General features: G+C 49.0%; 20 protein-coding genes and 1 other RNA gene. 12 read left to right on the top strand and 9 right to left on the bottom strand.

Annotation, left to right across the window (positions count from 1 at the left end):
- The first annotated feature begins 155 nt into the window (after positions 1 to 155).
- Positions 156 to 629: a redox-sensitive transcriptional activator SoxR gene (gene soxR / locus ACO0LF_RS03230; RefSeq protein WP_423011834.1), complete on the top strand. Its 474-nt coding sequence runs from the start codon at positions 156 to 158 to the stop codon at positions 627 to 629.
- Between the two features lie 16 nt (positions 630 to 645).
- On the opposite strand, the gene ACO0LF_RS03225 is transcribed toward soxR, so the two are convergent.
- The 6 genes from ACO0LF_RS03225 to ACO0LF_RS03200 form a co-directional block, all read right to left on the bottom strand.
- The gene (locus ACO0LF_RS03225) at positions 646 to 2,115 is read right to left on the bottom strand and encodes a DNA recombination protein RmuC (protein ID WP_423011832.1); all 1,470 of its coding nucleotides are present in this window, start codon (positions 2,113 to 2,115) and stop codon (positions 646 to 648) included.
- A gap of 50 nt (positions 2,116 to 2,165) precedes the next feature.
- The gene (locus tag ACO0LF_RS03220) at positions 2,166 to 2,579 is read right to left on the bottom strand and encodes a group II truncated hemoglobin (protein WP_423001530.1); all 414 of its coding nucleotides are present in this window, start codon (positions 2,577 to 2,579) and stop codon (positions 2,166 to 2,168) included.
- Between the two features lie 12 nt (positions 2,580 to 2,591).
- Positions 2,592 to 3,224, bottom strand: a complete 633-nt coding sequence (gene yfcF / locus ACO0LF_RS03215) for a glutathione transferase (protein WP_423011830.1) — start codon at positions 3,222 to 3,224, stop codon at positions 2,592 to 2,594.
- A 35-nt stretch (positions 3,225 to 3,259) separates the two neighbouring features.
- The gene (locus ACO0LF_RS03210; protein WP_423011828.1) at positions 3,260 to 5,758 is read right to left on the bottom strand and encodes an ABC transporter permease; all 2,499 of its coding nucleotides are present in this window, start codon (positions 5,756 to 5,758) and stop codon (positions 3,260 to 3,262) included.
- Positions 5,759 to 5,866: 108 nt separating this feature from the next.
- Entirely contained in the window at positions 5,867 to 7,120 is a 1,254-nt protein-coding gene (locus tag ACO0LF_RS03205) for a cystathionine gamma-synthase family protein (RefSeq protein WP_423011826.1), read from the bottom strand.
- Between the two features lie 98 nt (positions 7,121 to 7,218).
- Positions 7,219 to 8,112, bottom strand: a complete 894-nt coding sequence (locus ACO0LF_RS03200; protein WP_423011824.1) for an alpha/beta fold hydrolase — start codon at positions 8,110 to 8,112, stop codon at positions 7,219 to 7,221.
- A 145-nt stretch (positions 8,113 to 8,257) separates the two neighbouring features.
- Between ACO0LF_RS03200 and ACO0LF_RS03195 the strand changes: the two genes are divergently transcribed.
- The gene (locus tag ACO0LF_RS03195) at positions 8,258 to 9,973 is read left to right on the top strand and encodes an acyl-CoA synthetase (RefSeq protein WP_423011822.1); all 1,716 of its coding nucleotides are present in this window, start codon (positions 8,258 to 8,260) and stop codon (positions 9,971 to 9,973) included.
- Between the two features lie 10 nt (positions 9,974 to 9,983).
- Here the strand turns inward: ACO0LF_RS03195 and ACO0LF_RS03190 are convergent, their stop codons facing one another.
- Positions 9,984 to 10,607: a flagella assembly protein FlgT middle domain-containing protein gene (locus tag ACO0LF_RS03190; RefSeq protein WP_423011820.1), complete on the bottom strand. Its 624-nt coding sequence runs from the start codon at positions 10,605 to 10,607 to the stop codon at positions 9,984 to 9,986.
- A 102-nt stretch (positions 10,608 to 10,709) separates the two neighbouring features.
- Here ACO0LF_RS03190 and ACO0LF_RS03185 point away from each other — a divergent pair, with 102 nt between their 5' ends.
- Both ACO0LF_RS03185 and ACO0LF_RS03180 read left to right on the top strand, forming a co-directional pair.
- A complete protein-coding gene (locus ACO0LF_RS03185; RefSeq protein WP_423011818.1) occupies positions 10,710 to 11,246 on the top strand; it encodes a GNAT family N-acetyltransferase in 537 nt (178 codons plus the stop codon).
- A 144-nt stretch (positions 11,247 to 11,390) separates the two neighbouring features.
- On the top strand, positions 11,391 to 12,011 hold the full coding sequence (locus ACO0LF_RS03180) for a GIN domain-containing protein (protein WP_423011816.1): 621 nt from the start codon (positions 11,391 to 11,393) through the stop codon (positions 12,009 to 12,011).
- A 23-nt stretch (positions 12,012 to 12,034) separates the two neighbouring features.
- Here the strand turns inward: ACO0LF_RS03180 and ACO0LF_RS03175 are convergent, their stop codons facing one another.
- Positions 12,035 to 12,838 (bottom strand): ferritin-like domain-containing protein, encoded by an 804-nt coding sequence (locus tag ACO0LF_RS03175; protein ID WP_423011815.1) that lies wholly within the window; start codon positions 12,836 to 12,838, stop codon positions 12,035 to 12,037.
- 82 nt (positions 12,839 to 12,920) lie between these two features.
- Here ACO0LF_RS03175 and ACO0LF_RS03170 point away from each other — a divergent pair, with 82 nt between their 5' ends.
- The 7 genes from ACO0LF_RS03170 to ACO0LF_RS03140 all read left to right on the top strand — a co-directional run bounded on the left by ACO0LF_RS03170 (position 12,921) and on the right by ACO0LF_RS03140 (position 20,890).
- Complete coding sequence (locus tag ACO0LF_RS03170) at positions 12,921 to 13,445, top strand: gamma carbonic anhydrase family protein (protein ID WP_423011813.1); 525 nt, start codon at positions 12,921 to 12,923, stop codon at positions 13,443 to 13,445.
- Positions 13,446 to 13,458: 13 nt separating this feature from the next.
- Positions 13,459 to 14,385, top strand: coding sequence for an Hsp33 family molecular chaperone HslO (hslO, locus tag ACO0LF_RS03165; protein WP_423011811.1), 927 nt, complete (start codon positions 13,459 to 13,461; stop codon positions 14,383 to 14,385).
- 152 nt (positions 14,386 to 14,537) lie between these two features.
- On the top strand, positions 14,538 to 14,954 hold the full coding sequence (locus tag ACO0LF_RS03160; protein WP_423011809.1) for a DoxX family protein: 417 nt from the start codon (positions 14,538 to 14,540) through the stop codon (positions 14,952 to 14,954).
- A gap of 174 nt (positions 14,955 to 15,128) precedes the next feature.
- Complete coding sequence (locus ACO0LF_RS03155; protein ID WP_423011807.1) at positions 15,129 to 16,166, top strand: MerR family transcriptional regulator; 1,038 nt, start codon at positions 15,129 to 15,131, stop codon at positions 16,164 to 16,166.
- Between the two features lie 10 nt (positions 16,167 to 16,176).
- Positions 16,177 to 17,502, top strand: a complete 1,326-nt coding sequence (locus tag ACO0LF_RS03150; RefSeq protein WP_423011805.1) for an MFS transporter — start codon at positions 16,177 to 16,179, stop codon at positions 17,500 to 17,502.
- A 518-nt stretch (positions 17,503 to 18,020) separates the two neighbouring features.
- Positions 18,021 to 18,509 carry a cache domain-containing protein gene (locus tag ACO0LF_RS03145; RefSeq protein ID WP_423011803.1) on the top strand — a complete coding sequence of 163 codons (489 nt, stop codon included), beginning with the start codon at positions 18,021 to 18,023 and terminating at the stop codon, positions 18,507 to 18,509.
- A 107-nt stretch (positions 18,510 to 18,616) separates the two neighbouring features.
- Positions 18,617 to 20,890, top strand: a complete 2,274-nt coding sequence (locus tag ACO0LF_RS03140) for an ATP-binding protein (protein WP_423011801.1) — start codon at positions 18,617 to 18,619, stop codon at positions 20,888 to 20,890.
- 86 nt (positions 20,891 to 20,976) lie between these two features.
- On the opposite strand, the gene ffs is transcribed toward ACO0LF_RS03140, so the two are convergent.
- Positions 20,977 to 21,075, bottom strand: an RNA gene (ffs, locus tag ACO0LF_RS03135) — signal recognition particle sRNA small type.
- A gap of 233 nt (positions 21,076 to 21,308) precedes the next feature.
- On the opposite strand from ffs, the gene ACO0LF_RS03130 reads away from it, so the two are divergent.
- Entirely contained in the window at positions 21,309 to 22,217 is a 909-nt protein-coding gene (locus tag ACO0LF_RS03130) for an ABC transporter ATP-binding protein (protein ID WP_423011799.1), read from the top strand.
- The last annotated feature ends 3 nt before the right edge of the window (positions 22,218 to 22,220 follow it).

Below are 22,220 nucleotides of genomic sequence, written 5' to 3'. Positions count from 1 at the left end.
CCCTGTTCTTGTCCAGCAAATCTTGTAGAACCACATTACTACTGATACCTGCAGTTGAAGCTGTCATTTCCTCACCCCATAAATGATTGAACTTGCTGTAGTATGCAAGTTCAAGTTAACTTGAAGTCAAACACTTTTTCATGCTTGGGAGAGAAATGATGGCTAATGCAAACGATACAAATCTGATCAGCATAGGTGAACTTGTCAAACGATCAGGCATCGCGGCCAGCGCTTTGCGTTTTTATGAAAGCCGGGGCTTGATAAAGAGCATACGCAGTCCAGCGCAACGCCGCCAATTCCCACGAGAAGTATTGCGCCGTGTTGCCTTTATCAAGGCCGCGCAAACTGCAGGACTTACTCTGGAAGAAATAGAGAACAGCCTGGCCACCCTGCCCGGCCAGAGGACGCCCACAAAACAGGATTGGGAAAAACTATCAAAATCATGGTACTCCCTGATAGAACAGCGCATCATGGCATTGACAGCCTTGCGTGACCAACTCAGCTCCTGCATAGGTTGCGGCTGCCTGTCGCTCAAATCCTGCGCGCTATATAACCCACAAGATATTGCAAATACCAAAGGTACAGGGCCACGATATTTGATGGGCGACAAATCTTCAGACCTGGTTTAATCAGGTCGAAGCATATTTATTCAGTATCTGCATCACCGACATCAATGCTAGTGCCCAGCAGGCTTTGCGCAGTATCCGCAGGCAGGGCTTCTACACTCTTTAGCTTGCGTGTCATTTGCCGGGTCCTGACTTCTGCCTGATCGATATTTTTTGCGGCTTTTTCCAGTGCTACTTTTGTAGCAGTCAGCACATCTGCAAATTTGCCAAACTCTGTTTTGACTGCGCCCAATACCTGCCAGACTTCTGATGAGCGTTGCTCCAGCACCAGGCTGCGAAAGCCCATTTGCAAGCTGTTCAGCAAGGCTGATAAAGTAGATGGGCCTGAGATGGAAACACGGCAAGTGCGTTGCAATTCATCAGCCAAACCTGGCCTGCGCATGACTTCGGCATACAGGCCCTCGGTCGGCAGGAACAGAATGGCGAAATCTGTCGTCAATGGGGGTGACAGGTATTTCTCGGAAATGGTTTTAGCCTCAAGGCGTATCGCTCTCTCCAGCTCTTTACCAGCCTGTGCCACGCCTTCTGCATCGGCACGCTCTGCGGCATCGATCAGGCGCTCATACTGCTCTTTGGGGAATTTTGCATCGATGGGCATCCATACCGGAGCCCTGTTTTCTTCCTTGCCTGGCAGCTTGATGGCGAACTCCACCCTTTCACCTGAGCCTGGCACGGTTTCTACATTCTTGGCATACTGGTCTGGCGTCAACATTTGTTCCAGTACCATTTCCAGTTGCACTTCACCCCAGGTGCCACGGGTTTTGACATTCGTCAACACGCGCTTGAGGTCACCGACGCCAATGGCAAGCTGCTGCATCTCGCCCAGACCCTGATGCACTTTTTCGAGACGATCAGAGACCAGTTTGAATGACTCACCCAGACGCTGCTCCAGCGTGGCATGCAGCTTTTCATCGACGGTCTTGCGCATTTCTTCGAGCTTGCCTGCATTGTCGGCCTGCAATTGCTGTATTTTTTGCTCCAGCGTTGCGCGTATTTCATTCATGCGCTGAGCATTTGATTCTGTCAGTGCAAGCAGGGTCTGATTCAGGCTGTCACCAAAGCGCTTCAGGCTTTGGCCTTGCTCATCACGGGCAACCTGCCCTTGCAAGATGAAAGCCTGCCTGAACTGTTCCAGTTGCTGCGCATTGGTTTCATTGAGTTTCACCAGCTGCTGGGAGAATGCATCGATCTGGTTATTTTGCAGTGTGGCCACGCTGGTCAATTGGGCAGCCAGGTTTTGCTGCAACTGGCCAAAGCTGCCCGCCAGTTCCTGGCGACCAGTCTGAGCTGTCAATTGCACCTGCTCTCTTAGTGCGCGTTCACTGCGTTCCTGCGACATCTGAGATTGCTGCTGTGTCTGGCGCAGTTGTTCCTGTATGGCGAGGATGCCACCTACGTCTTGACTACCTGTCCGGCGCAGCAAAAGCATAATATTCAAAACCACGGCCAGCGCAGCCAGCAAAAGTATCAGTACCTCAAACAGGCTCATAGAAAAATATTCAGGTGAAAAAGGGATTTCAAATTGCGAAGCCTGGAAACTTAACCAGGGCGGTTACGCATCCAGTCAGCCGTCTGATAAAACGATTGCATCAAATGCTGCTGCAAATCTTCACTGACGCCGACATCCTGCATGGCCCAGGCCATGCAGCGCAGCCACTGATCGCGTTCACTGCTGGCGATAGCATAAGGCAGATGACGGGCACGCAGGCGCGGATGACCAAACTGCTCTATATACAGATTGGGGCCGCCCATCCAACCAGACAAGAACCAGTACAGTTTGTCGCGTGATCCATCCATGGGAGTGGGATGCAGTGCACGTATGCCAGCAAATTCTGGCTCCAGTTCCATCAAGTCATAAAAACGGTCAACCATCTCACGCAGTTTTTCTGCCCCGCCCAGCAATTCATATAAATTGACCTGGGCTTCTTCATTATTTTCAACTTCAGTATTCATATCATTTATTACTTAAAGTGCCGGCCTGGTCTGATTCACCCATAATTGCACTGCAGGCCTTTGCCATTGTTGGGTGGCAAAGCGAGCTAATTTTTCAGGCACCTGATCGCCATGCAAGGCCAGACGGTTAATCATCAAGGCGAGATCAAGGTCAGCGACGGACCAATCACCGAAGAGGTTTTCAGCCTTATCTGGTATCAATGATTCGCCAACCAGAAACAATTGTGCCGCCGCTGCCCTGGCTGCAACAGACAGGGGCGCCAGCTTCTTGTCATAGAAGATGACCTGGGTATTGCGCTCTACCCGTATCGGCATCAAGGCGCTGCGTATCCAGGCTTGTACTTGTCTTGCTCTGGCGCGGGCATGCGTGTCTGCGGGGTACACTGCCTGCTGCGGAAATACTTCTTCCAGATATTCAGTGATCGCTGAAGATTCAGACAAGGCGAAACCATTATGCACCAGGGTAGGCACGCGCTGCGTCAGCGACGTTGCGGCATAATCTGGTGCGTGCTGGGCATCAGCTTCCAGGTCTACTGTCAACAGCTCAAAGTCCAGGCCTTTTTCATGCAAGGCGACGAATACCGACATCGCATAAGGGCTGGTAAATTGTGAATCTACATAAAGCTTGATGTCTTGTTTTTGCAAGATATATCCTTTTAAATTAATTCAGCACGCTGTTATCAAGCCTCACGCAGGCTTTGCAGAGGCGGCTGATTCAGGACATTGCGCAAACCCAGCCAGCCACCTATCACTGCGCAAGTAGCACCAACAATCAAGCCTGCCAGCCATACCAGCGGCGAGAAAGTCCATTCAAAATTGAAACTGAAGCGTGCCAGTGCCCAGCCTATGGCGGATGCGCCAGAAGCTGCCAATACACCAGACAAACCACCTATCAGCAAGAATTCTATCCACTGTGCCTGCGAGAGTTGTTTGCGGGTTGCTCCCAGTGCACGCAAGAGTGCTGCTTCTCGCATGCGTATATCCTGCGAGCCAGCCAGCGCGGCGTACAACACCAGCACGCCAGAAGCCAGCGTGAACATGAACAAAAATTCTACTGCCGTAATTACCTGGTCCAGCACATCCTGCATTTGCTTGATCATGGCACCAACATCTACTACCGTCAGGTTAGGGAAATCACGCATGAAGCGATTGACGAAAGTTTTATCTGTTTCAGGCAAACGGAAAGCCGTAATCCAGGTTTGCGGCATATCGACCATGGCTTTAGGGTTGATGATGACAAAGAAGTTCACCCGCATCGAACCCCAGTCCAGCTTGCGCAGGCTGGTGATAGTCGAAGTCACCTGTTGACCTGCGACATCAAAAGTCATCTTGTCACCCAGTTTCAGTTTCAAGGTTTTGGCTATACCCTCTTCCACTGAAGCCTCAGCCTCGGTGGCCTTACTATCGTCATACCAGCGACCGGCAGTGATTTTGTTCAAAGCAGGCATATCAGCCATGGTCGACAAATTGAATTCGCGGTCCACCATGCGCTTGGCCTGGTCTTCTGCATAGGTGTCGCCAGTGATAGGTTTATCATTCAGGGCGATCAGGCGACCACGTATCATGGGGTAAAGTTCAGGCTTGCCAAAAGCCTGTACTTGCCTGGCAATATCTGCTTTCTGATCTGGCTGTATATTGATGACAAACTGATTTGGCGCATCTGCTGGCGTGGCTTTTTTCCATGCAGTGATGAGGTCACCACGCACTACAGTTAACAATAACAAGGCCATCAAACCCAGGGCCAGGGAGACAACTTGTATGACTGTTGCACCAGGTCGTCTTTGAAGCGCAGTAATAGCGAAACGCCAGGCAGAATGTGCAAATAATGTACGCATGCGCTTGAGTGAAAACATGCCCAGCCAGGCGACCAACGCGAATACCAGCAAACCCACGAGGAAACCAGCAGCAGTCATCAGGCCCAGTTTGATATCCGCCGTTTGCCACAGCAACAAGGCCACGAACATGCCAAGGCCACAGGCATACGTCACCAGCGTCATGGCTTTGGGCGCATCCTGTTCACGTCGTATGACACGGTTATGCGGCACATTACGCAATTGCAAAATCGGTGGCAAGGCAAAACCTACCAACAGCAATAAACCTGTGGCGATACCCTGCAAGGCTGGCAAGAAATTCGCATCCGGCAAATCCTTGGCGACCAGTTTGCCCAGCCATTCAAGCAATACATAATGACCGGCGTAACCAAGCAGCACGCCTGCGATACTGCCCAACAAACCCAAAATCAGGAACTCAATCAGATACATGGACATGACCTGGTTTTGTGTCAAACCCAGGCAACGCAACATGGCACAGGCATCCAGGTGGCGCAGCATGAAGCGGCGTGCTGCCATGGCAATGGCGACTGCGGCCAGCATGGCTGACAACAGGCTCACCAGCGACAGGAATTGATCTGCCCTGTCCAGCGTGGCGCGCATTTCAGGGCGGCCTGATTCCAGTGACTCCAGACGTATACCTTTGAGTTTTTCACCATCTATCTTGCCTTGCAATTCTTTTTGATAGGTAGCGATAAGTTTGGCATCGCCCGCCATGAGCAAGCGGTAAGTCACACGCGAGCCGTTTTGTATCAGTTTGCTGGCAGGTATATCCGCAAGCGATATCATGGCACGTGGCGCGAAATTCATGAAACCGGCACCACGGTCTGGCTCTGTGCCTATGGTTTGGGTCACCGTTAATTGCAGTTCACCCAGCTTGATTTTTTGGCCTACATTCAAATTCAGGGCTGACAGCAAGGCGGGGTCTACCCAGACTGTGCCAGATTGCGGGACGCCATCGGTAGCGACTTCTGTCTCGCCCTTGTTCAGCTTCAACTTGCCACGCAATGGATAATCGGCGCTCACCGCTTTTAAAGAAACCAGGCGTGATATGGCTTCGTCGCCCTCGCCCGCCAATGCCATACTGGGGAAGACTACCGTTTCTGCCGTCTTGAAGCCGCGTTTTTCTGCTTCTTGTCGCCACTCAGGCTTGATAGGCTGGTCAGCAGCGACCAGCAAGTCAGCACCTAACAACTGATGGGCATCGCGGTTGAGGCCGCTGCGCATCCTGTCAGTAAAAAAACCGACCGAGGCCAGGGAGGCCACGGCGATCATCAAGGCAATCAGTAAAAAGCGCAGCTCCCCAGCACGCCAGTCACGCATCGTCATACTGAGAGAGAGTTTAAACATAGTCACTTTGCCAATACAGAAATTAAAATCAAATACAACGCAGCAGCATCCGGCACTACTGACAGTAGTACCGCAAACAGGTTTTAGCTCAAAGACCGCCTTGTTTTTTTACTCAGAGGTCAGCGCATTCGCAAAATCATCCAGCAAGTCCTGGGTATCTTCTATACCGACAGAAACGCGTATCAAAGAGTCAGCTATCCCCATCCCTGCACGACGTTCTGCCCCCATCTCAAAGAAAATGGTGTGCGCAACCGGAATAACAAGGGTGCGGGTATCACCAAGATGCGTCGCATTGATCGCCAGCTTCAATCGATTCAGGTAATCAAAGCAATCAATCTCTGGCTTTAGCTCAAAACTGAACAAGGCACCATAGGCAGCAAATAACTCTGTCGCAAGGGCATGCTGTGGATGGTCTGGCAAGCCGGGGTAATGTACTGCTGCCACGCGCGGATCGGCAGCCAGCATTTTTGCCAGTGCCAGGGCGTTCGCACATTCCCTGTCCATACGCAGAGCAATGGTTTCTGCGCCTACTGCTATCTGGTGTGCTGCATCTGGCGAAAGCGAGGCACCAAAATCACGCAAAGCCTTGGTCCTGATTTGTGCCAGGCCTTGCATTTGTGCAGGCTGTTTGCGGAAATTGGCGGCAATATTTGGAAATGTGCTCCAGTCAAACAGGCCGGTATCCGTCAATGCACCACCAAGTACATTGCCATGACCGGCGATGGATTTAGTGAGTGAGTTAATCACCAGACCTGCGTACACAGTCTTGGGCTGGAACAGATAAGGCGAAGTCATGGTGTTATCGACTACAAACAGGATGCCTTTTTCACGGCACAACTCACCTATCTTTTTCAAATCAGCGATTTGCGTGCGTGGATTGGCGATGGTTTCGACAAATACCATACGGGTCGCTGGCGTCAGTGCGGCTGCGACATGACTTACATCAGTCGCATCCACCAGTGACACATCAACACCCTGAGCGCTCACGGTTTGCCAAAGGCTATTGGTATTACCAAACAAGAATGAGGACGACACCACATGGTCACCCTGGCGCAACAGGGCCTGGAACACTGCGCCTATGGCAGCCATGCCAGTTGCAAATGCAATACTGGCCAGCCCGCCTTCCATCTTGCTGATTTTTTCTTCCAGAGCAGAGACCGTAGGATTGCCTTGGCGGCCATAGCGGTAGCCTGATTGTTTATTCTGGAACACTGCTGCCAGGTCACGCGCATCGCGGTAGCCGTACATGACCGATGTATGGATGGGCTTATGGATAGAGCCGTGCTCTATGTCTTTTTGTCTGTCGCTATGCAGGATGGTGGTGGTAAAACCGTATTTCGGTGATTGAGATGTTGTGCTCATAGTGCCGGGATATGAATAGAAAATAAAAAGCGAGTTCTGGGAGTTTAACCCAGAACTCGCTTTTTCATTCTTGTACCGATACCGTAAGGCTGGCTAAATCAGTCCTTCAGCAAGAAAGCCTCTATCAATTCTGCCAATTTTTCTGGCTGGTCATGGTGCAGCATATGTCCGGCATCCAAAATCATCTCTTTTTGCAGCTGTGGGATATGTGCCAGACGTCGGTCTATTTCAACGCGCGCTTCTTCTTTTGGACCCATCCAGCGCCAGACATCGGTGTTATCTGCCTCCATCCACAATACTGGTGCTGTAATTTTTTGCCAGCAGGCCATGACCTCCTCTACTCTATACAAGAGTGGACTGGTTTGCTTGTGGGCAGGGTCACCCAAGATTTCCCAGCAACCGGGGCTGGTTTCCTTGGCCCAATGGGCAGAAAGAAATGCTGCTCTTTCATCTGAAAGGCGTGGATTGGTTTTTTGCAAACGAGCAGCGACCTCTGCTTGCGAAGCATAAGTACGCAAGCCAGCCTGGTTTTTTAACTCATCCAGCCATTTCCTGTAGCGCCCAGGTGCCTGTTTTGGATGGGTCACCGGCATGCCAAAGCCTTCCAAATTAATGAACTTGCGCACGCGCTCTGGCCGCACGCCTGCATACAGGCCAGCGACATTCGCGCCCATGCTGTGTCCCAGCAGGTTCACAGGTTCATCCGGCGAGATATGCCTTAGCAGCGCGTCAAGGTCACCCAGATAATCGGGGAACCAGTAAGTATCGACATTGGGCGATTCAGTCAATCCAAAGCCACGCCAGTCAGGCGCGAGCACTTGCCAGTCATGCTTGAGGCAATCGACGACAAACTGGAAAGAGGCAGATACATCCATCCAGCCATGCAGCATGATGATTTTGGGTGCATCTTCCCGTCCCCAACTGCGCACGTGATATTGCAGGCCACGGATATCAAGAAAGGATGTGCGTGAAGGCTTGAATAGAGTATTCATAAGAATTTAATATTTTTCATCTGGAAATACAGGGAAACGCCAGCCTGCAAAGCACATTATCAAGTAGCATGATACTAATGCCTCAGGGCACTTGCAGCAAAATCATACAATAGCACGACCGTTCGCTTATTATAACGGAGACAGGATGAAGCAGTTGAACAAACTCAAAGACCAGACAGCAAACGATACAAAAATTGACCAAGTTGATCATTATGAGCAGCTCTATCACGAGTTCAGATGGGATGTCCCCAGTAATTTCAATATTGCAGAAGCCTGTTGTCACCGTTGGGCGGCAAAGCACAAGCATGCAAAGAAGACTGCCATTCTTTATGAAGACAGCGAAGGCAATAGCCGTCGCCTGACTTATCTGCAATTACATGAGCAAGCCAACCAGCTTGCTAATTTATTCTTGCAAGAAGGCATACAGCGTGGTGACGTGATCGCCTGCATCTTGCCACAAAGGCCAGAAACTGCCATCACCATCATGGCTTGCCTGCAGATTGGGGCCATCGTCATGCCCTTGTCCTTTTTGTTCGGGCCAGAAGCGCTGGAATACCGGCTGCAGCATAGCCAGTCCATCGCCATCGTGCTGGATGGCAGTGGGATAAAGGCATTTGAAGAAATCCGCAGCCGTTGTCCCGATCTGAAAACCGTGATCAGCCTGGATTGCACTACCAGCGATGACTTGCCACCCTGTATAGACTGGGCAACACATGTACCCAATATGCCTGTCACCGCCCACATAGCCGACACCCGCTCCAGCGACCCGGCCATCCTGATCTACACCAGCGGTACCACGGGCGCACCCAAGGGTGCGTTGATCCCGCATTCTGCCATCATCGGTAACCTGACTGGCTTTGTGGCCTCACAAAACTGGTTCCCGCAAGATGAAGATGTATTCTGGTCACCAGCTGACTGGGCCTGGACGGGTGGTTTGATGGATGCTTTATTGCCTACCCTGTATTTTGGCAAACCCATTGTCGGATACCAAGGGCGTTTTACTGCAGAAACTGCCTACTATTTGCTGGAAAAATACCAGGTCACAAATACCTTCCTGTTCCCCACCGCCTTGAAAATGATGATGAAGGCAGAGCCCAAGCCCAGGAAAAAATACAAGCTCGCCCTGCGCGCCATCATGACTGCTGGTGAAGCTGTGGGTGATGCCGTCTTCAACTGGTGTGAAAAAGCCCTGCACATCACGCCAAATGAAATGTTTGGCCAGACTGAGATGAACTATATCGTCGGCAACAGTCATCAATTATGGCCTGCCAAGCCTGGCAGTATGGGGCGGCCTTATCCTGGGCACAAAGTGGCCGTCATTGATGATGATGGCAATGAAGTTGCGGATGGCGAAATAGGTGAAGTTGCCATGAGCCGCTATGATACTTACGGCCATCTTGACCCTGTATTCTTCCTGGGGTACTGGAAAAACGATACGGCAACCCGCAATAAATTTACTGGGGACTGGTGCAGGACAGGCGACCTGGCCACCCGCGATGCCGATGGCTACCTATGGTATCAGGGCCGGGCCGACGATATGTTCAAGGCGGCAGGCTACCGCATAGGTCCCTCAGAAATCGAGAATTGTCTGGTCAAACATGCAGCGGTAGCAAACGTGGCTGTCGTGCCAAAACCGGACAAAGAACGGGGCAACCTGGTCAAGGCCTATGTGGTCTTGAGCCAGGGGTTTCAGGGTGACGATACGCTGATCAAGGAATTGCAAGATCATGTGCGTGGAAAACTGGCACCTTATGAATATCCCAAGGAAATAGAATTTATCGACGCCTTGCCTATGACTACCACCGGCAAAATACAGCGCCGCATATTACGGCTGCGTGAAGAAGAGCGCGCCACGAAATAATCAGGCTGACTCAGTGCTGCGCCAACACCGTAGCACTGACCAGACTGGCAACCTGGTCCAGCATATCGCTGATAGTCTTGCCGTAGGCAGTGCTATTAAACGCTGCACCGTCAAAAACATGCTCACGCCCTATACTCACATTACCTGCAACAGTGCTTGAAAACTCTTGCTGTGCCAGCAATTGACCAGTGCGTGCATCATAGATACGCACATCAAGTTCTATGGCACGAGTGCTTTTATGTGTCAGACCAAACAGATTGCTGTCTATCTTGGTACCCGCATTGCGGACCTCGCCCGAGACGATATAGCGGCTGGCATAGGTTTGCCCCAGTTGCTGCAAGAGATTCATTGGTGGCTGATCCTGCTGCCAATCAAACGATAATAAATCAGGGGAGGTGCGCACCTGCACTTGCCGCTCACGCATCAACCTGCGTGCAATCGCTTTGGGGAAGCCCTGAGCCGCATCATCAATATCAAGTACTTGCACCGGTTTATTAACGAAAAAACCTGTCAATACCAGTGATTTGTTGGGCGGCAAACCGGGATCGGTCATTTGTGCGATGGAGTGCGCAGAAAAGAATACGCCGATTAAAAGTAACGCGATCCGGTTTACCATGGAAGCTAAGGCTGTCATTTTATTCTTTTCAGGAATGTTTACTTTGATTACGACAGCATTAGCAACAACTTTAAGCATCCATTACAATCTGCAAATCAACAACCTCATAAACAAAGCAGAATGATGAATTCAAACCTGACAATCACCCTTGTCAAAGCCGAAGACGCGGCTACCGTATTGGCATTTGAACAGGAAAACCGCAGCCACTTTGAAGAATGGATAGCCAGTCGCGGCGATGAATTTTATAACTTACCAGAAGTACGCTCCAGCCTGGAGCAAGCCCAATATCTGGCCAATGCCAAACGCGAATATCATTACCTGGCCTGGGTAGGGGGCGAGGTGGTGGGCCGCCTCACCTTACGCGGTGTAGAACAAGACCAGTACCATAAGGCTTTCTTGGGTTATCGCTTCAGCCAGCGCCATGGTGGCCACGGTTATGCAACGGCAGCAGTCAATGCCGTAGTTGCCCAGGCATTTGATGAATTCAAGCTAAATCGTATAGAAGCCGTCGTCATTATCGACAATCTGCCATCCCAGGCCATCATGCGCAAATGCGGTTTCAGCGAGTACGGACATTCGCATGCCTCTGTACACAGAAATGGTTTATGGATGGATATGCTGCATTATGAAAAATTAAATACAGTGCGCCCCGCCTGAATGACAGCTCATCCCCGGAATTTTGCAGTTCATCGCAAACCCGGCGCAATCGATGATGAAATTAGTAATACTTAATCATCTGCACAGGATAGCAGGACTAAGCTTCCAACATCAGTGCGGCACAATTTAATTTTGGAGAAATGCATGCGCCGTTTACTATTAATATCTGCACTACTACTCAGTTCCTCAGCTTTCGCCGACGAGCAGAGTCGAAATTTACCCGTATTCAAGTCGATTAAATCACGTAGCGCTTTTACTTTGCTGGTTGAAGTAGGTAAAGCACAATCCGTACAAATCAAGGGAAGCGATAAATTTATTAATAATGTCGTGACCGAGGTGATAGGTGATGAGTTAATCATCTCCTATAAGGAAAGAAATTCCATCACCATCAGTGACAACTCGCAAGTGACTATCCGCATCCCTGAACTCAGCAAGTTCAAAATGGAAGGTGCTGGTCTCACTACTTTGACCAATTTATCTGGGCCTCACTTTAATTTGGCCCATGAGGGTGCGGGTATGCTGATCGCAGCAGGAAAAGTCAAGTCACTTACTCTGCGCGCCCAGGGAGTTGGCATGGTCGAGGCCAAGGACTTGATCGCCGAACAAATTGATGCGCGCCTGGAAGGAGTGGGTTCAGTATCTGTTCATGCACGTGACAATCTCACTGCCTCTGTGCAAGGCATAGGTAGCCTGACGTATTACGGCCACCCTCGTAATATCAGTAAAACTGTAGAGGGTATAGGTTCAGTACGCGCTGGTGATTGAGCAAAAAGCAGGCAAGACAGTGATCAGCCTGCAGCTTCTTGCAGGGCACGCAGCTCTTCCTCGTCAAAACCCGCCGCTCTTCTGCCTTCCAGGTTAAAAGGCCCCCGCAATGCCGGGGCCTTGTATTTGCGGGTCATCTCGGCATATGTCGAAATGATATCCAGACCCTGCTCCGCACACAGCTTCTTGTACCAAAAATTGCCGATGGCAACGTGGCCAATTTCATCATGCAGGATAATCGCCAGAATATCGGCAGCAGCCTGGTCACCTGCCTGTGCCAGTTTAGCCATGACGGCAGGCGTGGCATCCAGGCCGCGTGCTTCCAGCGTGCGTGGCACCAGGGCAAGACGGGCCAATAGATCGCCCCTGGTTTTCTCTGCCATTTCCCACATACTGTTATGTGCGGGGAAGTCGCCATAAGCAAAACCCTGGGTATGTAAATGTCCAATCAGCAATTGGAAGTGATAAGCTTCTTCCTTGACCACTTTCAGCCAGTCCAGGTAAAACTGCGCAGGCATGCCAGCAAAACGCCAAATAATGTCAGCTGCCAGATTGACTGCATTCAATTCTATGTGTGCCAGTGCGTGAATGAGCACTGCCCGGCCTTCTACCGTGTTCATGGCGCGCCTCCCCACCTTGCCAGGTGGCACCAGTTCGGGCTTACTCAAACGCCCCGGTATGCCTTCCGGTTCAGCAAAAACTGTGGCGACATCCAGCAAGGACTCCTTGAGAATTGCATGGATAGCCTCACATTTACGTTGAGGATCGGGTTCCAGTACCGCAGCCAATGCGCATGCTCTTAACTCATTAATAACTTTATCTTTCATATACATGTGAAGCCAGGCAAGTAAGCCCACAGGGGTTTACAATACTGCCTTAATCAATGCTGTGCCATTTTACGGAACTATCATGCCCATTTACCAATTCGGTGACCTAGTCCCAGAAATTGATGCTTCTGCCTATATTGCCGACAGCGCCAACATCATAGGCAAAGTCAGGATAGAAGCCAATGCCAGCATCTGGTTTGATGTCACTATACGTGGCGACAATGAATTGATTACCATCAGTGAAAACAGCAATGTGCAGGAAGGCAGTATTCTACACACTGATCCTGGCTACCCCATGGTGATAGGCAAAAATGTCACTGTCGGCCATCAGGCCATGCTACATGGCTGCACCGTTGGCGATGGTTCATTGATAGGCATACAGGCGGTAGTACTGAATGGCGTAAAGATAGGCAAGAACTGCCTGGTTGGTGCTGGTGCACTGGTCACGGAAGGCAAGGAATTCCCGGACAATTCCCTCATCATAGGTTCGCCCGCCAAAGTGGTCAGAACACTGGGCGAAGCAGATATTGCCGGCCTGCAGCGCAATGCCGACACTTATGTCAAGCGTGGGCAAGCTTTTAAAACTCAACTCAAACGCATAGACTGATTTAGCGATAACAATGACTGATACTCTACAAAAATTCATGTTCGAACATGCCGGTGTACGCGGTGAAATGGTAGAACTGACCCACACCTGGCAACAAACCCTGGCGCGCAAGACTTATCCGGCTGCCGTACAAACCATACTGGGTGAATTGATGGCAGCATCTGCCCTGCTGTCAGCCAACCTGAAGTTTGATGGCACCATGATCATGCAGATCCATGGCGATGGCCCAGTCAAATTATTGGTGGTGGAATGTGACGCCGAACTGAAAATGCGTGCAACCGCCAAACTCAGTGAGCATGCCACTATTGCGGAAGATGCCAGTCTGACTGACCTCATCCATTCCCATGGTAAAGGTCGCTTCGTCATCACTCTGGACCCAAACAATAAATTGCCTGGCCAACAAGCTTACCAGGGCATAGTGCCACTGGATGGCGATAGCATTGCAACTGTCATAGAAAACTACATGCAGCGTTCAGAACAGCTCGACACCAAGCTGTGGCTGGCTGCTGATGACCAGGTCGCACGCGGTATGTTACTGCAAAAACTGCCAAAAACCGGCGGTGCTGAAGCACAGGTGGAAGATGAAACCGAAGCCTGGAACCATGCCGTCATGCTGGGGGATACGTTGAAACGCCCCGAATTACTGAGCACGGGCATAGACATACTTTTGCACCGCCTGTTCTGGGAAGAAACCATACGCGTATTCGATCCCTTGCATCCGCAATTCCAGTGCAATTGCACACGTGAAAAAGTCGGCGACATGCTAAAAATGCTGGGTGAAGAAGAAATACAGTCTGCCATCGCTGACCTTGGCACCTTAGATATCAATTGTGATTTCTGTGGCAAGCACTATGGCTTCGACAAAGTTGACTGTGCGCAACTGTTTGTTGCCACAACGCTGACCGAAGGCACTTTGACAGCGCCAGAAATAAAGCACTGATTTGGGCAGGTCTGGCGCACTTTTACCTCGCCAGACCCAGCAGATCAAACTTGCAGTGCGTTCATCACTTTATATCTCAGCTTGGTCACACTACCTGATTCTTTCACTTGTTCTCATGTCATTGTTGAGAACTTATTATTCAGGAGAACTTCATGATCCAACAATGGTATAAAGTTGACCCAGCCAATTTGCATCGCGGCATAGACATCGTACGTATAGGTGTGGCCTTGATCATTTTGATGCACCCGCTGCACGGTTATTCTCACCTGGAGAACATTCCACGATTTGGTGAATTTCTGACCTCTCTAGGCTACCCTTTTGGTACTGCCTTGGCATGGCTGGTCTTGCTGGTACAAACAGCCAGCAGTCTGGCATTGCTGGCCAATCGCTTCGTTGTTCCTGCCTGCATAGGACATATCATCGTCATTTGCTTCGGTCAAATCCATGTGCATGCCCAATACGGCTGGTATGTCGTCGGCCCAGGCTCAGGTGGCATGGAATGGGGCTTTATTCTGATGACCTGCTTGCTAGGCGTCATGTGGGCATATTGGCCGCAAAAAACTCGCTAACCGCCATTTCATACAAGCAATTGCATAGCCCGGCAAACAATTTTAATTGTTGCCGGGATGACCAACCCTCCTCGTTCCGCCCCCTCCACATCTTCCAAGAAAAATATTTTCAAAAACCCTTTGACCCTGACATAAGGTAAGGCTTTATAGTCTGCTTCATTGAGGAGATCAGGCATGTTATTGAAAATCGGTGAACTCGCCAGCCGTACTGGCTTGACCATACGCACACTACATCATTACGACAAAATCGGCTTATTGAATCCATCTGCACGTTCAGAGGCTGGTTATCGCCTCTATGACAAGGCAGATATCAAGCGCCTGCACCATATACAAGCACTGCGCCGCCTGGATTTATCTCTGGCAGAAGTGGCTGATGTCATCAATGGTGCGGGCAATGATTTGCATTGCGTCATAGATGAGCAGATTTCTGGCCTGGATCAGCAAATTGCGCAAAGCGTGGAATTGCGCGACAGGCTGCAAAAACTGTCAGAACTATTAAAAACCAATAACGAACCCAATCTTGAATATTGGTTGTCAACACTGGAAATGATGAGCCTGATCGGCAAATATTTCAGTCGGGATGAAATTTTACATATGCGAGAGCTTCAAGCCCAGAACAAAATTGAAACGCATATGTCGCCGATAGTCCAGGCTGTCAGGAGTTTGCTGGATAACAAAGTATCGCCACTAGACCCGGCTGCCAAACAACTGGCCACGGAATGGGTGCAGAGCATGAGCAAAATCATGCCTGACCCTACATTACTCAGCAAATTTACGTTGATGCACAGGAAAGAACCGTCCTTGCAGACATTGAGCGGTGTTGATGATGAAATGATGGATTTCATCACCCGGGCATCAGTCGAGGTCAGGTATGACATTTACAGGAAATATCTGAGCGAGGAAGAATTGCAGTATTTTCGCCAGTCATTTTTTAAAAATGCAGAATCATGGACACGCATGTTTTCTGAAGTACGGCAGCAAATGGCCTCTGGCTTGTCACCGGAGCATGCTGATGTGCAGGCATCTTTAGTCAAGTGGCGCGCCCTGTTCATGGATGCCTGGGGCAATCACATACCGACCATGCTTAAGGTCAGAGCAATTCACGAAAAAGAACCGGAACTATCCATCGGTGGCGGCTTAACTCCCGCATTAATTATTTATGCACGTCAGGGCCTGTCCTTTTTGGAAAAAAGCCAGCCCTTGAAATCGTAAGGAATACAAAATGAACGATGTAAATACCAATAAAACCGACAGTTCGCCCAAAGGTATATTCAAGGATAGTAATTTCCTCTGGATGATAGGCGGTGGCGCTATCTCCATGCTGGGAGACCAGTTTACTTTAATTGCCCTGCCCTGGTTGGTGCTAAAGATGACTGGTGATACCTTAATCCTGGGCATTGTGCTGGCATTGATCAGCGTACCGCGTGCGTTGCTGATATTGCTGGGCGGTGCCGTGGTGGACCGTTATTCACCCAAGACAGTGATGATGCAAACCAAGTACATCAATACTCTGCTGCTGGGAATTTTGAGTGTCCTGATTTTTTACAGCAAGCTGGAATTATGGATGGTGTACGCCCTGGCTTTGGGCCTGGGAATATCAACGGCCTTCAGCATACCTTCAGGCACGTCCATGTTGCCAAAGGTCGTCGCACCGACACAATTACAATCTGCAAATGGCATCATGCTGGGTATGCGCCAGTTGACCATGTTCATAGGACCCGTGCTGGCAGGCTTGCTGATTGCCTTGTTTGGCACACATGATGGTACGTATGAGCAAGGCATGATCAATGATGCACAAGGATTGGCAGCAGCCTTCTTTTTTGATTGCTTCACTTACGCTTTTTCTGCGTGGACGCTGAGTAAAGTCAGGATGCATGCTGGCATGCCTGCACCAACTGGCGACGCGCCTACGGCACCAAAACCAGCACTATTGCAATCGCTTGCAGAAGGCTTGCGTTATTGCTGGAATGAGAAACAATTACGCAGTTGCTTTCTCTACTGGTCGGCTATCGCTTTCTTCATCATGGGGCCGATACAGATTGCCTTGCCCGTCATGGCGAATCAACTCAGCAACAGTGCAAGCGCACTTGGCTTGCTGGCAGGTTCTCACGGCGCGGGCACTTTATTGGGCATGGCTTTAGCAGGCATGAAACCAAATCTGCGTTTTGGCAATCTGGGGCGCACCATCTTGCTGGTGGATTTTATTGTAGGCATCTTATTTATACCCATGGGCCTGATCACTGCAAGCTGGCAAGGCGCAGGCATACTGCTCAGCGTCGGCATATTGGGTGGTTTCTTGCATGTGGCAGTTTTCACCTGGGTGCAAAAACAGGTGCCACCGCATATGATAGGTCGTGCCATGAGTATGTTTATGTTTATCTTCATGGGTATAGGCCCGATCTCGGCAGCATTCACGGGCTGGCTATTGCGCAGCATCAGCGTCCCTCAACTATTCATGGGTAGCGGTAGTTTGCTGGTATTGATCGTTGTTATGGCGACACAGCTTAGCCCTATGATAAACGTCACAGATAAACGTGCTTCGATCTGATAAAACATGCACTATGGTTGAGCACTATCCGCAGTAAAGCCTGTACCACCCGCATCGTCCCCTCACTCAAGTCCAGGACAATATTAAAGTGATGTTTGTCCTGGATCTCTTATAACTTAACAGCAACAAACCTCTGCTGCAAAAATAGCATTACCCATCTCTGCCCCGACGAATGATAAAGTTTGAGTCAAATTTCGAGTTGCCACACCCTACAGCAAACCCTCTCCAGTTTCCAAAAAACAACAATTTCAATGTTAAATCGGGTTAATTTGAATAGCAAATTATTTCCATTCAACTTAAATTCCCCACAATTAGTTCTATGATGTAGATACATGGTAATTAAATTGGGTAGATAAAAAAATCAAAAATTCACCCGTTCAACATAAGAATATTTGCCAAAAACTGCGACTAGCAGAATATAATTTATTTTCATTATTAACAATGGGGTTTTAACGCTTTTGCTTCAAAGCATAAATTAGTGATCATTCATCAATCAGCATTTAATCAGGGAGACATCCATGAAAAAAACTTACCTCGCACTCGCCTTGGGATTATCTGTTGCTAGCTTTTCACATTACGTAGCAGCTGCAGAAAGAAGTAACGAAGCTGACGCTATAGCATTGATGCAAAAAGCCCAGGAATACATCAAGAAAAATGGCCTTGAAAAAGCGATTGTTGAATTCAACAAGCTGGATAGCCCATTTAATACAACCAGCGATATTAATAAAAAAGGTGATCTTTATGTATTCACCGTTGACCAAAAGGGTTTTCAAGCAGTCCATGGGAAAAACCCAAAAATAGTTGGCAAAACAATGATAGACATGCGCGACCAGGATGGTGTTTATCTCATCAAGGAAATGGCAGAAAAATGCTATTCTCCCGCAGGCAAAGGATGGGTGCCTTATCGCTGGCCTAATCCAGTCACCAAAGATCTGGAAAAGAAAAAAGGGTATGTAGAAAAAGTTCCGGGTCAAGACATGTGTATAGGAACAGGCATTTACTACTAATAGAAACCTGTTAATTTCTTAAAATCCCATGGCTTTCTTTTCCAGGAAAGCCAATTGCGCAGCCGTTTTCCCAATAGTAAAAAAGAAATTTTACGGAAGGAATTTGCATGGCAACATCGGCTGAACGGCCAAAAATTGCTGGTGTAATTTTCCTGTTACTCGCAGGTGTGGCGATTACCGCCATTATTTTGCAAACCTGGTGGGCTATTTCGCAAGACCGTAACATCACATTCAAATCTGAACACGAAAATGGCTTGGTTGCGGTTCGTTTATTGGAAGAGCATGCAACCCAAACCCTGAATGAGGCAGACGGAAACCTCAATACCATCATCAATGCCATACAGTCCATCAGCAGGGAAAAAGAACTGAATGACAATATCATCCGAGAGCTCATCACAAAAGCCCAGCCTTTTAATAAGATATTAAAAGCTCTGCAATTTGTGAATCTCTCTGGCAAGGCCTTTGTCAGCACTGTGGATTACCCAGCTTATCAAGTTGACGCCGACGAAAGAACCTATATCCCCTATCTACTGAAACACCCTGAAATCAAACACGCTATTATCGGCCATCCTTTTCAACGCTTCTACGATACCGAACTGGTCGTTCCGCTTGCCCGTAATCTGTATGCTGATGATGGTACTCACGTAGGCATTATCAGCACTGACATCAGTGTTTCATATTTCAGTACAGTTTATGCAAGGGTTGCCAAAGACAGTAAGGCTATAGTCTCGTTATTCACAGTCGATGGCACAGTGATAGTGCGCTTCCCTTTTGAAAAGGAATATGTAGGTAAAGAAATCAAGCATTCTCCCGTCATCAAGGACTTAATCAATAAACCGGTAGAGGGTAACTTCACTGACAAGCAATTTCTTGATGAGAAAAATCAGATAGAACGTCTTTATACTTACCGAAAAATTGCTGCCTTCCCTATTGTTTCCGTTTTCGCTCGAGACAACGACGCCATACTTGTTCCCTGGCGTGAACGTACCCGTGATCGACTGGTATTTTCGGGTGTGACAATATTACTTTTATGCATACTGACATTTTCATTGTGGTTGCACATAAGTCGCCTTCATCGTTCAGAGTCCTCATTAAAAAAATCAGAAATGTCTCTTCGTATCAGTGAGAGCAAATTCATTAACTTGTTTAAATTCTCTCCCGTTCCTCTCGCATTAATCAGCTTGGCAGATGATCAACTGGTTGAAGTCAATGATAGTCTATTGAGACAAACCGGCTTCCAGGCCCATGAAATGTTAGGGAAAACACCGCAAGAATTACGCCTTTGGGAAGACATCTCATTAAGAACCAATTATTTGAATTTACTGAAAGAACAAGGTTATGTTGAGCAGTTTGAAATGCGCTTCAGATATAGCGACGGCACAGTCGCAACATGTTTATTGTCTTCCAGGCTTTTCGAGTCAAGTGGCAACAAGATGGTCATTTTTACGCCCATAGACATCAGTCAGATACGCGTAATAGAAAATGAAATCCGCCAGTTGAACACTGACCTTGAAGAGCGGGTAACACAGCGTACCAAGAGCCTGGAAGAAACCAACAAAGAACTTGGTAATGCGCTCGATAGTTTGACGGCCATGCAAGGTGAGTTGATACGCTCGGAAAAAATGGCTGCATTAGGTTCGCTGGTTGCTGGTATTGCACATGAACTCAATACACCGATAGGTAATAGTGTCACCGTCGCATCAACCTTGCAAGACCATGCGGTAAACATGGAAAACGAATTATCCACCACGCAACCGCGCCGCTCCGTACTCGCTCAATTGACTCGTGAAACCAGTAAAGGTGCCAATATACTTGTGCGTAGCCTGGACAGGGCCGCTCAACTCATCCTGAGTTTTAAGCAGGTTGCAGTAGATCAATCCAGCAACCACAGACGCAATTTTGATCTGAGCACAACCTTGAATGAAATCCTGATCACGCTGGAACCTATGTATAGCAGGACTACGCATCGCCTGCACATTGACCTGGAACCAAATATTGCGATGGAGAGTTACCCAGGAGCATTGGCGCAAATCTTGACGAACTCGGTCAACAATTCCCTGACGCATGGTTTTGAAGGCCTGGACCATGGAAATATGTATCTGAAGACCCGACTTTCAGGTCAACACCAGGTTGAAATTGTATTCAGCGATGATGGTGCAGGTATTTCAGCTGAACATCTGGCCCGCGTGTTTGATCCTTTCTTTACCACCAAGCTTGGTAAAGGTGGCTCTGGCCTGGGCATGCATATAGTCTACAACCTGGTCACCGATGTATTGGGCGGGAAAATTGAGTTAGGCAGTGAACTGGGTAAAGGCACCACCCTCAGTTTGATCTTGCCGCTCGTCGCTCCCGTAAAACAAACTGACAAGTTTGCTGCTTAAGGCTGCGCTTGCCATGACAATACGCCACAACAATTTATTAAAAGAATATAAACAGGAAAAATAAAGAGAAGAGACCGAAAGAAGAAGTTGGCGAGCCTGGTCTACGGCACTTGCGGGAAATGACTGTGGCTGCTTCGTTCCCGACCTGACCAGATTGGCCATGCCGCAATGCGCAGGGGCCCGCCAAGCAACATTATATCGCAACAAACACAAACTTGCAGCACTTTGGCCAGAATAAGCCTGACCAGGCAGTTTCTCTGCGTCATACATCAAGTTCAATCCATCATTTTGCATTTCCATCCTCGCTTATACCCGTTTCATCGCATCTTTCCCGCCTGAGCATTCCATTTACATAAGATACCCCTGCCCGCGCCAGCTTGCGCAAGGAGCAGTTCATTCACAAAAAAAGGATAAGAGCATGGAACTACGCATACAACATCTGTCAAAACGATATAGCAATGGTGTACAAGCCCTCAACGACATCAGTCTCACTATACCGGCTGGCATGTTCGGTCTATTGGGACCAAATGGCGCAGGCAAATCGACACTGATGCGCACTCTGGCGACTTTACAGGACGCTGATACAGGCACAGCAACGCTGGACAATATCAATATCCTTGAACAAAAAGATCAGATCCGTCGCTTGCTCGGCTATCTGCCGCAGGATTTTGGCCTTTATCCCAAGGTCAGTGCCTACGACTTGCTCGATCATTTTGCCCTGCTAAAGGGCCTGGTCAATCGCCAACAGCGCAAAGAGGCGGTAGATGCCCTGCTGCATCAAACTAATCTTTACAGCGTCAAAAACAAACACCTGGGTGGATTTTCAGGCGGCATGCGTCAGCGTTTTGGCATTGCACAAGCGCTGCTAGGCGACCCCAGGCTGATCATTGTCGATGAGCCTACAGCAGGTCTGGACCCGGAAGAACGGGTGCGATTTCACAATCTGCTGGCCGACATAGGGGCCGAAAAAATCGTTATCCTGTCTACTCATATCGTTGAAGATGTCGCTGACTTGTGCAACAACATGGCCGTTATCAACAAAGGAAACCTCATATTGAGCGGACAACCACTTGCCCTGATAGAGCAAATACAGGGAAAAATCTGGCAGCGCTTCATAGAGAAAGCTGAACTCCCTACATATCAGCAAGAATATCAATTGATTTCCAGCCGCCTGACCTCGGGTCGCACCCTGATACATGTCTATGCAGATGAAAAGCCAGACCATAGTTTTAAGCTTGCACAAGGCAATCTGGAAGATGTTTATTTCTCAGCAATGGCGGGCTTGCTTTCAGGCACCACCGCATTGCCCGTCCAACGCATTGCCTGAGGA

The sequence above is a fragment of the Undibacterium sp. Di27W genome (assembly GCF_049340345.1).
In the GTDB taxonomy this organism is placed as follows: Bacteria; Pseudomonadota; Gammaproteobacteria; order Burkholderiales; family Burkholderiaceae_D; genus Undibacterium.
The sequence above is the reverse complement of the archived record's forward strand: the minus strand, read 5'-3'. Positions and strand labels throughout refer to the sequence as shown.

What these genes read in the sequence shown, in the direction of transcription:
- soxR (WP_423011834.1), top strand. Translation starts at nt 156, where the DNA reads ATGATGGCTAATGCAAACGATACAAATCTGATCAGCATAGGTGAACTT.
- ACO0LF_RS03225 (WP_423011832.1), bottom strand. Translation starts at nt 2,115, where the DNA reads ATGAGCCTGTTTGAGGTACTGATACTTTTGCTGGCTGCGCTGGCCGTG.
- ACO0LF_RS03220 (WP_423001530.1), bottom strand. Translation starts at nt 2,579, where the DNA reads ATGAATACTGAAGTTGAAAATAATGAAGAAGCCCAGGTCAATTTATAT.
- ACO0LF_RS03210 (WP_423011828.1), bottom strand. Translation starts at nt 5,758, where the DNA reads ATGTTTAAACTCTCTCTCAGTATGACGATGCGTGACTGGCGTGCTGGG.
- ACO0LF_RS03205 (WP_423011826.1), bottom strand. Translation starts at nt 7,120, where the DNA reads ATGAGCACAACATCTCAATCACCGAAATACGGTTTTACCACCACCATC.
- ACO0LF_RS03200 (WP_423011824.1), bottom strand. Translation starts at nt 8,112, where the DNA reads ATGAATACTCTATTCAAGCCTTCACGCACATCCTTTCTTGATATCCGT.
- ACO0LF_RS03195 (WP_423011822.1), top strand. Translation starts at nt 8,258, where the DNA reads ATGAAGCAGTTGAACAAACTCAAAGACCAGACAGCAAACGATACAAAA.
- ACO0LF_RS03190 (WP_423011820.1), bottom strand. Translation starts at nt 10,607, where the DNA reads ATGACAGCCTTAGCTTCCATGGTAAACCGGATCGCGTTACTTTTAATC.
- ACO0LF_RS03185 (WP_423011818.1), top strand. Translation starts at nt 10,710, where the DNA reads ATGATGAATTCAAACCTGACAATCACCCTTGTCAAAGCCGAAGACGCG.
- ACO0LF_RS03180 (WP_423011816.1), top strand. Translation starts at nt 11,391, where the DNA reads ATGCGCCGTTTACTATTAATATCTGCACTACTACTCAGTTCCTCAGCT.
- ACO0LF_RS03175 (WP_423011815.1), bottom strand. Translation starts at nt 12,838, where the DNA reads ATGAAAGATAAAGTTATTAATGAGTTAAGAGCATGCGCATTGGCTGCG.
- ACO0LF_RS03170 (WP_423011813.1), top strand. Translation starts at nt 12,921, where the DNA reads ATGCCCATTTACCAATTCGGTGACCTAGTCCCAGAAATTGATGCTTCT.
- hslO (WP_423011811.1), top strand. Translation starts at nt 13,459, where the DNA reads ATGACTGATACTCTACAAAAATTCATGTTCGAACATGCCGGTGTACGC.
- ACO0LF_RS03160 (WP_423011809.1), top strand. Translation starts at nt 14,538, where the DNA reads ATGATCCAACAATGGTATAAAGTTGACCCAGCCAATTTGCATCGCGGC.
- ACO0LF_RS03155 (WP_423011807.1), top strand. Translation starts at nt 15,129, where the DNA reads ATGTTATTGAAAATCGGTGAACTCGCCAGCCGTACTGGCTTGACCATA.
- ACO0LF_RS03150 (WP_423011805.1), top strand. Translation starts at nt 16,177, where the DNA reads ATGAACGATGTAAATACCAATAAAACCGACAGTTCGCCCAAAGGTATA.
- ACO0LF_RS03145 (WP_423011803.1), top strand. Translation starts at nt 18,021, where the DNA reads ATGAAAAAAACTTACCTCGCACTCGCCTTGGGATTATCTGTTGCTAGC.
- ACO0LF_RS03140 (WP_423011801.1), top strand. Translation starts at nt 18,617, where the DNA reads ATGGCAACATCGGCTGAACGGCCAAAAATTGCTGGTGTAATTTTCCTG.
- ACO0LF_RS03130 (WP_423011799.1), top strand. Translation starts at nt 21,309, where the DNA reads ATGGAACTACGCATACAACATCTGTCAAAACGATATAGCAATGGTGTA.